Source organism: Pseudomonas sp. D3 (assembly GCF_029320995.1).
Lineage (GTDB): Bacteria > Pseudomonadota > Gammaproteobacteria > Pseudomonadales > Pseudomonadaceae > Aquipseudomonas > Aquipseudomonas paraveronii.
Genome location: NZ_CP119772.1, coordinates 131,850 through 144,724 on the forward strand (window position 1 = coordinate 131,850; position 12,875 = coordinate 144,724).

The window sequence follows — 12,875 nt, forward strand, 5'->3', positions numbered from 1 at the left end:
CTCACAGGCCTGCGTGGGCGGCGATGGCGGCGGCGATGGCCAGGGCCAGCTCTTCGGGTTTGCGCTTGATCGAGTAGTTGGTCAGCTCGGGGTGGCTTTCCACAAAACTGGTGTTGAACTGGCCGCTGCGAAATTCCGGGTTGCGCAGGATTTCCTGGTAGTAGGCGGCGGTGGTTTTCACGCCTTGCAGGCGCATGTCATCCAGGGCACGCAGGCCACGGTCCATGGCTTCTTCCCAGGTCAACGCCCACACCACCAGTTTCAGGCACATGGAGTCGTAGAACGGCGGGATGGTGTAGCCGGTATAGATCGCCGTGTCGGTGCGCACGCCGGGGCCGCCGGGCGCGTAGTAACGGGTGATCTTGCCAAAGCTGGGCAGGAAGTTGTTCTTCGGGTCTTCGGCGTTGATGCGGAACTGCAACGCAAAACCACGGTGCTGGATGTCTTCCTGCTTCACCGACAGCGGCAGGCCCGAGGCGATGCGGATCTGCTCGCGAACGATGTCGATCCCGGTGATTTCTTCGGTGATGGTGTGTTCCACCTGCACCCGGGTGTTCATCTCCATGAAGTACACCTCGCCCTCGGCGAGCAGGAACTCCACGGTGCCGGCGTTCTCGTAACCCACGGCCTTGGCCGCGCGCACCGACAGGTCGCCGATGTAGGCGCGCTGTTCAGGGGTCAGTTGCGGGCTCGGGGCGATTTCGATGAGCTTCTGGTTGCGGCGCTGGATCGAGCAATCGCGCTCGAACAGATGCACCACGTTGCCAAAGCTGTCACCGAGGATCTGCGCTTCGATGTGCTTGGGATTGACGATGCATTTTTCCAGGAACACTTCCGCCGAACCGAAGGCCTTGGTGGCTTCGGAAATCACACGCGGGAAGGCTTGCTCCAATTCTTCGCGGCTGTTGCAACGACGAATGCCGCGACCGCCACCGCCGGAGGTGGCCTTGAGCATCACCGGGTAACCGATGCGGTCGCCTTCGACGAGGGCTTCGGCGATGTCGGCGACGTTGCCTTCCGTGCCGGGAGTGACCGGTACGCCGGCCTTGATCATGCTGCGGCGCGCTTCGGTCTTGTCACCCATGCGGCGAATCACTTCCGCCGATGGACCGATGAATTTAATCCCACGTTCGGCGCAAATATCCGCCAATTCGGCGTTTTCCGACAGGAAGCCGTAACCAGGGTGCAACGCATCGCAACCGGTTTCCACGGCCAGGTTCACCAGCTTGCGCGGGTTCAGGTAACCGGCCAGGGGCTCGGCCCCGATGCTGTGGGCCTCGTCGGCACGCTTGACGTGCAACGCGTGGCGGTCGGCGTCGGAATAGACCGCGACCGAGCGAATGCCCATCTCGGCGCACGCACGCACGATTCGGACGGCAATTTCACCACGGTTGGCGATCAGGATCTTTTTTATCACTTGGAAATTCCCTTGAGCCGATTGCTGCGTTCTTCGACCCGCTAGACCCGGGTCGGCGCGTGACTAAATGTTTCAAGCCAGTCGCGAGACACACACTAAGCCCGTTGAGAGATTAACAAAAATCAATAATTATTGGGTCGTGCATAAGTAAAGACTTATAGTTGGCCGATTGAACGCGACCGAGGGGTTTTAAAAAATGCGTAAGTCATTGATGAGGCTGACATTACGTCAACTTCAGATTTTCAATGAGGTGTGTGATTTGCGCTCCTACAGCCGTGCGGCTGAGGAAATGTCCCTAACCCAACCGGCCGTTAGCCTACAAATTCGCCAGTTGGAAGAGCTGATCGGCCAGCCACTGTTCGATTACGTCGGCAAGAAGCTCTACATGACCGAGGCGGCCGAAGCCCTGCAACGGGCCAGCCGCGATATTTTCGGGCGCCTGGAAAACCTCGATATGCAGTTGTCGGACATGCAAGGCTCGCTGCAGGGTCAGTTGAAACTGGCGGTGGAATCCAGCGCCAAGTACTTCGTGCCGCACCTGTTTGCCGCGTTCAAGCGCCTGCATCCTGAGGTGCAGTTGCATCTGACGGTGGTCAACCGCGCCCAAGTGATCCGCCGACTGTCGGACAACCGTGATGACCTGGTGATCATGTCCATGGTGCCCCAGGACATGGGCCTCGAATTCCTGCCGTTCCTCAACAATCCGATTGTCGCCGTGGCGCCGCCCGACCACCCCTTGAGCCTGCAGGGGCCGCTGCGCCTGAAAGACCTGGAGCCTTACACGCTGCTGCTGCGCGAACCGGGCTCCGGCACGCGGCTGGCGTGCGAGGAATACTTCAAGGAAAAACGCGTGCACTTCACCCAGACGGTGGAAGTCGCCTCCGCCGAGGCGCAGCGTGAGTGCGTAGTGGCCGGGTTGGGCGTGGCCTTGTTGACGCGCCACGCCCTGAACCTGGAACTGGCCACCGGCGGGCTCAAGGAGCTGCCGGTGGAAGAGCTGCCGCTGTACCGCAGTTGGTGCCTGGTGCAGGCCAAGGCCAAGCGCCTGTCACCGGTGGCCCATGCGTTCCTGGGCTTTATCCGCAGCGAGCGGGTGCAGATCAGCGTGCTGGCTGAGCGCTTCGCTGGGCAGCCGCGGGTGCCTGCCAGTGCAGTTCCGGGTAGTCCGTGATGCTTTGCAGCAATTGGCGTTGATCACAGCGGTCTTCGATTGCGCGACGGAACGCCATGCGGCGCTGGTCTTCCTGCTGACGACGGGTCTTGACGGAGCTGTTGCTATCTTCGTAGGGCCGGGCCATTTGGAGTCTCCCAATGCGAGTGCGGGGAGTTCAGGATGGGCGTGGGGGATGACGGTTTGGCGGCGCGGGGATGACAGGACGATGAATCTTCTGGGCAGGCAAGAAATGCAAATGTGGGAGGGAGCTTGCTCCACACCACCGAACCTAATGTGGGAGGGGGCTTGCCCCCGATGGCGGTGGTTCAGTCAAAGCATTCAGTGACTGACACTCCGCCATCGGGAGCAAGCCCCCTCCCACATTTGGATCGCTGTATGGCGCTTAGTCGTCGAGGGCTTTAACGGACTTGGGCGAGAGACGCAGGCTGCGCAAGCTACGCTTCACGCTCTTGAGGTGGTTGACCAGGCTCGGCCCGCGCGCCATGGCCACGCCCATCGCCAGCACGTCGATCACCACCAGGTGGGCGATGCGCGAGGTCAACGGGGTGTAGATTTCGGTGTCTTCGTGAACATCGATCGCCAGGTTGATAGTGGACAGTTCCGCCAACGGCGTCTGGCTCGGGCACAGGGTGATCAGCGTGGCGCCGCTTTCACGCACCAGGTTGGCGGTGATCAGCAAGTCTTTGGAGCGGCCGGACTGGGAGATACAGATGGCTACGTCGGTCGGCTTCAACGTCACGGCCGACATCGCCTGCATGTGCGGGTCGCTGTAGGCCGCCGCCGTCAGCAGCAGTCGGAAGAACTTGTGCTGGGCATCGGCCGCAACCGCACCCGACGCACCAAAACCGTAGAACTCGACACGCTGGGCCTGGGACATCGCCGTCACCGCCTTCTGCAGCTCCACCGGGTCGAGCTTCTCGCGCACGTCCATCAGGGTGTGCAGCGTGGTGTCGAAGATCTTGAGGCTGTAGTCAGCGACAGAGTCGTCTTCGTGAATCGCAAACTGACCGAAGCTCGCGCCGGCGGCCAGGCTTTGGGCCAGTTTGAGTTTCAGGTCCTGGAAGCCGGAACAACCGATGGCGCGGCAGAAGCGCACGATGGTCGGCTCACTGATGCCCACGCTGTGGGCCAGGTCAGCCATGGAACTGTGCATTACGGCCGCAGGGTCAAGCAGCACGTGGTCGGCAACCTTGAGTTCCGATTTGCGTAACAGGTGGCGCGACTGGGCGATATGTTGCAACAGGTTCAAAGGACAGGACTCTTGTTGTTGGCCAATGCCAGGGATGTAGCAAGTTTGTAGTTATACTACAAGAATTGCCGTTTTGCCCGTCCGATGCATCACTAAATCGCCCTGCTGCCCTTTGAATCTAAGGGCAGCCAAGTTGTAGCCACAAAGGCTGAAGGCACGTCCCTAGGAAAAATCTGCATTTTTTCGTAACAACTCTGCCAGCCCTTCGGCCGCCATCGGCCGACTGATCAAGTAGCCCTGCACCTCGTCGCAATGCTCCCCACGCAGGAAATCCAACTGCTGCTGATCTTCCACCCCTTCAGCCACCACCTTGAGCGCCAAACCGTGGGCCATGGCGATGATCGCGCGGGTAATGGCCGCGTCTTCCCGCCCCTGGCCGAGGCCGCGGATAAAGGTCTGGTCGATCTTCACGTAGTCCACGGGGATGCGCTTGAGGTAACTGAGAGACGAGTAGCCGGTACCGAAATCGTCGATGGCCAACTTCACCCCCAGGTCGCGCAGTTGCTGGAAGGTGGCGATGATGTGCTCGACACTGTCGAGCAACTGGCTTTCGGTCAGCTCAAGCTCAAGGTATTGCGGGTCCAGGCCGGTTTCTTCCAGCACCTGGCGGACCAGGCTGACCAGCTTGCCTTGACGCAGTTGATGCACCGACAGGTTCACCGACACGCGTATCGGCGCCAGCCCCTGACGCTGCCACTCACAGGCCTGCCAGCAGGCCTGGCGCAGGACGAACTCGCCCAACGGCACGATCAGCCCGGTTTCTTCGGCCAGGCCGATGAAGTCGCCTGGCGGCACCATGCCCCACTGCGGATGCTCCCAACGAATCAACGCCTCGGCGGCGTTCAGCTTGCCGGTGGCCAAACACAATTTCGGTTGGTAGAACACCGACAACTGATGCTCGTCGAGGGCCTTGCGCAACTGGTTTTCCAGCTGCAAACGCTCCAGGGTGCTGGCTTGCAGGCTGTCGGTGTAGAACTGAAAATTATTCCCGCCCAAGTGCTTGGCGTGCTGCATGGCCATGTTCGCCTGGCTGACCAACGCCGAAATTTCCCGCGCATTATCCGGGAGCAGGCTGACACCCATCGAGGCGCTGACCACCAATTCATGCCCGTCCACCGTCACCGGCACGCGCAACTTGGCCAGCAGGCGCGTGGCCACGCGCGCCAGGCTTGAGAGGTTGCCGTAGGCATCGAAGAGCACGGCGAACTCATCCCCGGACAAACGCGCAATGGTGTCGGCTTCGGGCAAGGCGTTGATCAGTCGGCGCGCCATTTTTTGCAACAATTGGTCGGCGACGTCATGGCCCAGGCTGTCGTTGAGCAACTTGAAACGGTCGAGGTTGATATGCAGCAACGCCAGACTGCGCCCGCCTTGCCGCACCCGCTGGTGCGCTTCGCGCAGCCGTTCACGAAACAGCGAGCGGTTGGCCAGGCCGGTCAACTCGTCATAGTGCGTGAGGTAGCGCATACGCTCCTCGGATTCACGCCGCGCCGATAGATCGGCGAAGAAGCCCACGATATGGCTGACGTTTCCTCGAATATCGCGCACCACGTTCAGTTGCAGCCACTGCGGGTACAGCTCGCCATTCTTGCGGGTCTCTACCAACTCGCCCTGCCAGGTGCCGTGACTGAGCAGCGCCTGGCGGATGACCGGGAAATGCCGCCGGGCATCGCGGCTGCACGGCAACTCCACCACATTGCGTCCGAGCATGTCGTCGATATCAAAGCCGGTGACCCGACTGAAGGCCTGGTTGACGGCGATCAGCGCGTAGTCCGGGTCCAGAATCACAATACCTTCGCTGGCCGCTTCGAATACGGTCGAGGCCAAGCGTTGCTGTTCTTCCAACACTTTGCTCGCGCTGATGTCGCGGCGCGTGCCAAGCATGCGGGTCACGCGACCGCTGCGCGAACGCTCCACGGCGCGGCCACGGTCTTCGATCCACACCCAATGGCCATCGCCATGGCGCACCCGGTATTCCACCTGATAATCCTCGCTGCGGCCCTTGAGGTGCTCCACCAGCGCACGCTTGAGCAGCGGCAAGTCGTCGGGATGCAGGCGCGGCTTGAGGTGGCTGAGCATCGCCGTGACGTACTCGGGCTCCAGGCCGAACAGCTCCTTGAGCTGGGTGTGGTGGACTTCATCGGTTTGCAGGTTCCAGTCCCACAGGCCCAATTCGCTGGCTTGCAGCGCCATCGCCAGGCGCGCTTCGCTTTTATTCAGCGCCAGGCTGGCGGCGTCCAACTCCTGGCTGCGTTGCGCCACGCGGTCCTGCAGGCCGATTTGCGCTTCACGCAGTTCCTGCTCAACCTGGCGGCGCTGCTCGACTTCGCGCACCAGGTCCTGATTCAACTGTTCACTGCGCTGCTGCGCCTGTTGCAAATGCTCGATCAGCGCCTGGTTTTGAAAGCGCCGCAACAGCCCGTGCTGGATCAGGCGATTGACCTGCCACGCCACCACACTCAAAGACCCCAGCAGGATCAGGCCGAGCACCCCCCACCCCTGTTGTTGCTCGGCGCCGTTCCAGAAGAGATAGACGATGGCCGGCACCAGGCACGGCAGCGCGAATGACAGGAACGCCGACAGGCTCACCGCATAGGCGACGCTGGCGGACAACGTCGCCGCGCCGATCAGGCCGAACACCCAAGCCTGCTGCATAAAGCTGTCCGCTGGCACCAGGGCAATGGCGGCGGTGGCCAGGGTCAGGCCGCTGACCGCTGAGCCGAGCATGAACATGCGCCGCCAGATCGGTTGGGCCTGGCGGCTGGGCATCGCCGAGTCAAAGGCGGCCACCTGGATCACGCGCAACGCCACCAGCGCCAGCAGCCAGACCAGCCAGATGCTGTCGAGTAGGTAGTGTTTGGGGTTCCAGATCAACCAGGCGCAGACCAGGCCGTTGACCAGCATCAATAAGGTCGGCAGCAGCGAACCCTGGTAGAGCAGGCGCGTGCGTTCGACCGCCATCTCGGTAGCGTAGTGTTTTCGGATAACCTGCGCGGGCGCCGCCGTGGGGCCAAACAGGTCGGTGCTAAGGGTCATAGGCGGTGTTCTTATAATGGTGAGCCCGAAACGTCGACGGAGCATACACAAGCAAGCGCCTGGGCCAAACTGCTGCGCGTCATAAAAACCACCGGGGCGTGCCACGCAAACCTCGGGGCCAGACAGCTTGAGCGAGGCGCTGCGCGGCCTGCGGCCCATGACCGACCGGTCATCAGCGCCGCCAGAATGCCCACCCGTCCAGGATTGCCATGGATGTTTTCCGTCGACCACCCGGCATTGGGATTTGCCCCACTCCCCCGCGGGCCATAGAATGCGCCGATGCGCGATGATCTCTCCCTTTTGCTGAACTCCCTCAACGATGCCCAACGCCAGGCCGTAGCGGCCCCCGTTGGCCGTCAGTTGGTCCTGGCCGGTGCTGGCTCCGGTAAAACCCGAGTGCTGGTGCACCGTATCGCCTGGTTGATCCAGGTCGAGAACGCGTCCCCGCATTCCATCTTGTCGGTGACCTTCACCAATAAGGCCGCTGCCGAGATGCGCCACCGCATCGAGCAGTTGATGGGCATCAGCCCGGCCGGCATGTGGGTGGGCACCTTCCACGGCCTGGCGCACCGCCTGTTGCGGGCGCATTGGCAGGAAGCGGGCCTCGCCCAGACCTTCCAGATCCTCGACAGCGATGACCAGCAACGCCTGGTCAAGCGCGTGATCCGCGAGCTGGGCCTCGACGAACAGCGTTGGCCGGCGCGCCAGGCCCAGTGGTTCATCAACGGCCAGAAAGACGAAGGCCTGCGCCCGCAACATATCCAGGCCAGCGGCGATTTGTTCCTGGCCACCATGCGCAGCATTTATGAAGCCTACGAGGCCGCCTGCGCGCGCGCCGGCGTGATCGACTTCTCCGAGTTGCTGCTGCGCGCCCTCTACCTGTGGCGCGATAACCCCGGCCTGCTGGCCCATTACCAGAAACGCTTCCGGCATATCTTGGTGGACGAGTTCCAGGACACCAACGCCGTGCAGTACGCCTGGTTGCGCCTGTTAGCCAAGGGCGGCGACAGCCTGATGGTGGTGGGCGACGACGACCAGTCGATCTACGGCTGGCGCGGCGCGAAAATCGAGAACATCTACCAGTATTCCGAAGACTTCCCGGACGCGGTCACCATCCGCCTGGAGCAGAACTACCGCTCCACCGCCGGTATCCTCAAGGCCGCCAACGCCTTGATCGCCAATAACACCGGGCGCCTGGGCAAAGAGCTGTGGACCGACGGCGGCGAAGGCGAAGCGATCAACCTGTACGCGGCGTTCAACGAGCACGACGAAGCGCGCTACGTGGTGGAAACCATCGAAAGCGCATTGAAAACCGGCCTGGCCCGCAGCGACATCGCGATTCTGTACCGTTCCAACGCCCAATCGCGGGTGCTGGAAGAAGCCTTGCTGCGCGAGCGCATCCCGTACCGCATTTACGGCGGCCAGCGCTTCTTCGAGCGCGCCGAAATCAAGAACGCCATGGCCTACCTGCGTTTGCTGGAAGGCCGTGGCAACGATGCGGCGCTGGAGCGGGTGATCAATATCCCGGCCCGTGGCATCGGCGAAAAAACCGTTGAAGCGATTCGCGACCATGCCCGCCATGCCGATGTGTCGATGTGGGAAGCCATGCGCTTGCTGATCGCCAACAAAGGCCTGACCGGCCGTGCCGCCGGGGCGTTGGGGGTGTTTGTCGAGCTGATCGAAAACCTGACGGCCAAGTGCGCAGAAATGCCCCTGCATTTGATGACCCAGACCGTGATCGAGCAGTCCGGGCTGATTGCCTATCACGAAGCGGAAAAAGGCGAGAAAGGCCAGGCCCGGGTCGAAAACCTTGAGGAACTGGTCAGCGCCGCCCGCGCATTTGAAAACACCGAGGCCGATGAAGAGCTGACCCCGCTCGCCGCGTTCCTCGGCCATGCGTCGCTGGAAGCCGGCGATACCCAGGCCGATGAGCATGAAGACAGCATCCAACTGATGACCTTGCACAGCGCCAAGGGCCTGGAGTTTCCTTACGTGTTCCTGGTGGGCATGGAAGAAGGCCTGTTCCCCCACAAGATGAGCCTGGAAGAGCCCGGCCGCCTTGAGGAAGAACGCCGCCTGGCCTACGTGGGCATTACCCGGGCGATGCAGAACCTGGTGATGACCTACGCCGAGACCCGCCGCCTGTACGGAAGCGAGACCTACAACAAGGTGTCGCGCTTCGTGCGTGAGGTGCCGAAGGGTCTGATCCAGGAAGTGCGCCTGTCCAACAGCGTCAGCCGCCCGTTCGGTGGGGGCCAGCAGCAGAACTCCAGCAGCCTGTTTGCAGGTTCCGAGATCCCGGAAACCCCGTTCAGCCTTGGCCAGTTGGTCAAACACGCGATCTTCGGTGAAGGGGTGATCCTCAACTTCGAAGGCGCCGGCGCCCAGGCACGGGTGCAGGTAAACTTTGCCGAGGGCAGCAAGTGGCTGATGATGGGTTACGCGAAACTCGAAGCCGTCTGAAACACTTTTAAACATGAAGGTTATTGGCCCGCCCTTGTTTTTAAGGCGGGCGGGCCAATATCCGTAACAAGTCCTACAGACCATTCTGGATCGGTCTTACGCAAAAGCCCGAAACATTATGTCGCTAGCCACTGTCACCACACCTGTGCAACATGGCGCGCGTGCAATCCACAAATGGGAATTCCCTTTATGAAACGTTTTCTTAGCATCGCCATGGCGTTGTGCATCGGCCTGACGATGAGCCTCGACGCCAACGCCAAGCGCTTCGGTGGCGGCAAAAGCATGGGCTCGGCACCGACTCACCAGACCAGCCAAATGGCCCCATCCGCCGGTGTCGGCGGTGCTGCCGCCACTGCAGGCGCGGCCGGTGCCGCTGGCGCTGCGGCCAAGGCCGGCGGTGCTTCGCGTTGGTTGGGCCCGCTGGCCGGTATCGCCGCCGGTGGCTTGCTCGCCTCCATGTTCATGGGCGGCGGCTTCCAGGGCATGCAGATCTTCGACATCCTGATCATGGCGGTCATCGCCTTCCTGATCTTCCGTTTTATCGCCGCCCGTCGTCGCAAGCAGCAGGAGCACATGGCTCCAGCCGGCGCGCCGATGCAGCGTGAAGTGTTCGAGCAAAAGCCAGCCGCAGGTTCGATCTTCGGTGGTTCGGCAGCGCCTGCCGCCGCCCGTCCGGTGATCAATGCACCGGCCTGGTTCAACGAAGAACGTTTCGTCGAAGCGGCCCGCAGCCACTTCCAGTCCCTGCAGCAGCACTGGGACGCCAACGAAATGGACAAGATCGCCGAGTTCGTGACCCCGCAACTGCTGGAGTTCCTCAAGCGCGAACGCGCCGACCTGGGCGATGCGTTCCAGTCGACCTACATCGACGACCTGCGCGTACAGTTGGAAGGTGTGGATGATCGCGCCGACAAGACCATCGCCACCCTGACGTTCAGCGGCGTGTCGAAAACCTCGCGTTTCGACCAGGGCGAAGTGTTCAGCGAAAGCTGGAACATGGAACGTCCTCAAGGCGAGAACCAGCCTTGGCTGGTCGCCGGTATCCGCCAGAACGGCTGATGCCAGCGCTTGAGCAAGCCGTAAGCAAAACCCCGGACATGTTCCGGGGTTTTCTATTTCACGGTTGCACTTATAGCGAGCTACTGTATAAAACGCCCCTATAAACCGCGCCATTTAGCACGAGGATCCCGGCCGTGGAAGAAGTTATCGAACAATTGCGTGAAGCCAACGAACCGGTTCCGGTTCCTCTGGAACTGCCTGACGAAGACCAACTGGTGGAAATCGAAGAACAGCTGTTCATCGACATCCCGTTTGTCTTCCGCGAATTCCTGCTAACCGTCAGCGACGTGGTGTACGGCAGCCTGGAGCCGGTAACCGTCACCGACCCGCAGTCCCACACCTACCTGCCGGATGTGGCGGCCAACGCCTGGGATGCAGGCGTTGACCGCAGCATGATCCCAATCTGCCAGGACGGCGACGACTACTACTGCGTCGAAGAAGACGGCACCGTGGTGCTGTGGTCCGGCGAAGAAGAACTCGTCACCGAAGAAACCTGGGAATCGGTGTGGCACTGGGCGCGGGACGTCTGGCTGGAAAGCTGACACCCGCACTGCGAGCGTGTTGGGGCGCGCGAGCTTGCTCGCGCTGGGCTGCGAACCAGCCCCCGTCTAACCCCTCAATCCTTATGGTTATCCAGGGTCTCCAGCAAGGCGACCTGCATCCGCGTATGCACGCGGATGAACCACCGCCAGAGCACCGCCGCCACCGCCGCCGCGACCACGGCGATCAGCACCAGCAACTTGTTGGTCGGCAGAATGCTGGCCGACAAGGCGGCCAATAGCAGGAAGATCACCAGCAGCGACAAAATCGGGATCACCTCGGCGATCACCCGACGCACGCGCTGGGTATGCCGCCCGGCCATTTCCGGCTTGACGCTCATCTCCGCCAGCAGCATCGACAGCGCCTTGAGCTTGCGGTACGCCGCAATCAGGAACGGCAGCGACAACAGTAACGCCGCGCCCCAGATCAACGCCTTCTGCCAGCTCGGATCGCTGATCCAGCCCTCCAGATACCCGCCGATACGCAGCGCGAAGTAGCTGCCGGTAAAGAAGATCGCCACCACTAACGCCAGGTTCACCCCCACTTGCAGCACGATTTTGCGGATCATCGACGCCAGCAGCGCCCCTTCGCCCTGGGGCTGAATACTGCGCAGCCATTCGCCGTACATGCCGAACACCCGGCTCATGCGCTTGGGCATCGCGGCGGCAATCTTCAACGACAACGGGTCGGCGCCGCGAATCAGGTACGGGGTAAGCAACGTGGTGATCGCCGACACCGCCACCGCTACTGGATAGAGGAAGTCACTGGTCACCTGCAAGGTCATCCCCAGCGCAGCGATGATGAAGGAAAACTCACCAATCTGTGACAGCCCCATCCCTACGCGCAACGATGTGCGCCCGTCGTTGCCGGCGATAAATGCCCCCAGGCCGCAGGACAACATCTTGCCCAGCACCACGGCCACGCTGATCACCGCGATCGGCCAGGCATATTGCAGCAGGATCTGGGGGTCGATCATCAAGCCAATGGCGACAAAGAAGATCGCGCTGAACATGTCGCGAACCGGTTCGATCAGGCGCTCGATCTTAATCAACTGGCGCGATTCGGCCATGATCGCGCCGATCAGGAACGCCCCCAGCACCATGCTGTATTCCAGCTTGACCACCAACAGGCAAAAGCCGAAACACAGGCCCAGCACGGTGATCAGCAGCATTTCATTGCTGTCGAACTTGGCCACGTAGGCCAGCAAGCGCGGCACCAGCAAAATTCCGATGACCAGCGCGACAATCATGAACAGCGAGAGCTTGCCCACTGTCGAGAACACCTCGCCGGAGCTGACCGTGCCACTGACGGCGATGCTCGACAGCAAGGCAATGATGCCGATGCCGAGGATGTCCTCGACGATCAACACGCCGAAAATCAGTTGGGCGAAGCGCTGGTCTTTCAGCTTCAGGTCGTTGAGCGCCTTGACGATGATGGTGGTCGAGGAGATCGCCAGGATCGCGCCGAGGAACAGCGCGTCCATGGTGTTCCAGTCGAACCAACGGCCGATCTCGTAGCCGATCCAGATCATCAGGACGATTTCCAGGAAGGCCGCGATAAACGCCGTGGCTCCCACCTTGAACAGCTTGCGCAGGCTGAACTCCAGGCCCAGGCAGAACATCAGGAAGATCACACCCAGCTCGGCGAGGGTCTTGATCGTGTCTTCATCGTGGATCAGGCCGAACGGCGGGGTGTGGGGGCCGATGATGAAGCCGGCGACGATGTAACCGAGCACCACCGGCTGCTTGAGGCGATGACACAGGATAGTCACGACCCCGGCCACCAGCATGATCACGGCCAGATCCTGGATAAAGCTGATGGCGTGCATGGCGAGGGGCTCCTTGAGGGTACTGGCGCTTTTCCCACGTCCCCCGCGCCTTTGAAACTTCGCAAAGAGCGGAAGGAAAAGTCTGCCTTTATCGTAAGAAATGCCCCGA

Annotated in this window: 9 protein-coding genes; 4 read left to right on the top strand and 5 right to left on the bottom strand. The window is 61.5% G+C overall.

What is annotated here, in order from left to right:
- Nucleotide 1: 1 nt before the first annotated feature.
- A complete protein-coding gene (locus P3S72_RS00600) occupies nt 2-1,417 on the bottom strand; it encodes an acetyl-CoA carboxylase biotin carboxylase subunit (RefSeq protein ID WP_276195523.1) in 1,416 nt (471 codons plus the stop codon).
- Nucleotides 1,418-1,613: 196 nt separating this feature from the next.
- Between P3S72_RS00600 and P3S72_RS00605 the strand changes: the two genes are divergently transcribed.
- Nucleotides 1,614-2,588 carry a LysR family transcriptional regulator gene (locus P3S72_RS00605; protein ID WP_276195524.1) on the top strand — a complete coding sequence of 325 codons (975 nt, stop codon included), beginning with the start codon at nt 1,614-1,616 and terminating at the stop codon, nt 2,586-2,588.
- On the opposite strand, the gene P3S72_RS00610 is transcribed toward P3S72_RS00605, so the two are convergent.
- From P3S72_RS00610 to P3S72_RS00620, 3 genes are all read right to left on the bottom strand, one after another.
- Nucleotides 2,518-2,715, bottom strand: a complete 198-nt coding sequence (locus P3S72_RS00610; protein ID WP_079444958.1) for a hypothetical protein — start codon at nt 2,713-2,715, stop codon at nt 2,518-2,520. The genes P3S72_RS00605 and P3S72_RS00610 overlap by 71 nt on opposite strands.
- 258 nt (nt 2,716-2,973) lie before the next feature.
- Nucleotides 2,974-3,840 carry a transcriptional regulator HexR gene (gene hexR, locus P3S72_RS00615; RefSeq protein WP_276195525.1) on the bottom strand — a complete coding sequence of 289 codons (867 nt, stop codon included), beginning with the start codon at nt 3,838-3,840 and terminating at the stop codon, nt 2,974-2,976.
- A gap of 162 nt (nt 3,841-4,002) precedes the next feature.
- On the bottom strand, nt 4,003-6,876 hold the full coding sequence (locus tag P3S72_RS00620; protein WP_276195526.1) for an EAL domain-containing protein: 2,874 nt from the start codon (nt 6,874-6,876) through the stop codon (nt 4,003-4,005).
- A gap of 279 nt (nt 6,877-7,155) precedes the next feature.
- On the opposite strand from P3S72_RS00620, the gene uvrD reads away from it, so the two are divergent.
- From uvrD to P3S72_RS00635, 3 genes are all read left to right on the top strand, one after another.
- The gene (gene uvrD / locus P3S72_RS00625; RefSeq protein WP_276195527.1) at nt 7,156-9,339 is read left to right on the top strand and encodes a DNA helicase II; all 2,184 of its coding nucleotides are present in this window, start codon (nt 7,156-7,158) and stop codon (nt 9,337-9,339) included.
- Nucleotides 9,340-9,528: 189 nt separating this feature from the next.
- Entirely contained in the window at nt 9,529-10,398 is an 870-nt protein-coding gene (locus tag P3S72_RS00630; protein ID WP_276195528.1) for a Tim44 domain-containing protein, read from the top strand.
- 134 nt (nt 10,399-10,532) lie between these two features.
- A complete protein-coding gene (locus tag P3S72_RS00635; RefSeq protein ID WP_003213456.1) occupies nt 10,533-10,940 on the top strand; it encodes an SMI1/KNR4 family protein in 408 nt (135 codons plus the stop codon).
- A 74-nt stretch (nt 10,941-11,014) separates the two neighbouring features.
- Here the strand turns inward: P3S72_RS00635 and P3S72_RS00640 are convergent, their stop codons facing one another.
- A complete protein-coding gene (locus P3S72_RS00640) occupies nt 11,015-12,766 on the bottom strand; it encodes a cation:proton antiporter (RefSeq protein WP_276195529.1) in 1,752 nt (583 codons plus the stop codon).
- Nucleotides 12,767-12,875: the final 109 nt, after the last annotated feature.

Coding starts and splice junctions, on each gene's coding strand:
- P3S72_RS00620 (WP_276195526.1), bottom strand. CDS start 6,876: ATGACCCTTAGCACCGACCTGTTTGGCCCCACGGCGGCGCCCGCGCAG.
- P3S72_RS00610 (WP_079444958.1), bottom strand. CDS start 2,715: ATGGCCCGGCCCTACGAAGATAGCAACAGCTCCGTCAAGACCCGTCGT.
- P3S72_RS00630 (WP_276195528.1), top strand. CDS start 9,529: ATGAAACGTTTTCTTAGCATCGCCATGGCGTTGTGCATCGGCCTGACG.
- uvrD (WP_276195527.1), top strand. CDS start 7,156: ATGCGCGATGATCTCTCCCTTTTGCTGAACTCCCTCAACGATGCCCAA.
- P3S72_RS00640 (WP_276195529.1), bottom strand. CDS start 12,766: ATGCACGCCATCAGCTTTATCCAGGATCTGGCCGTGATCATGCTGGTG.
- P3S72_RS00605 (WP_276195524.1), top strand. CDS start 1,614: ATGCGTAAGTCATTGATGAGGCTGACATTACGTCAACTTCAGATTTTC.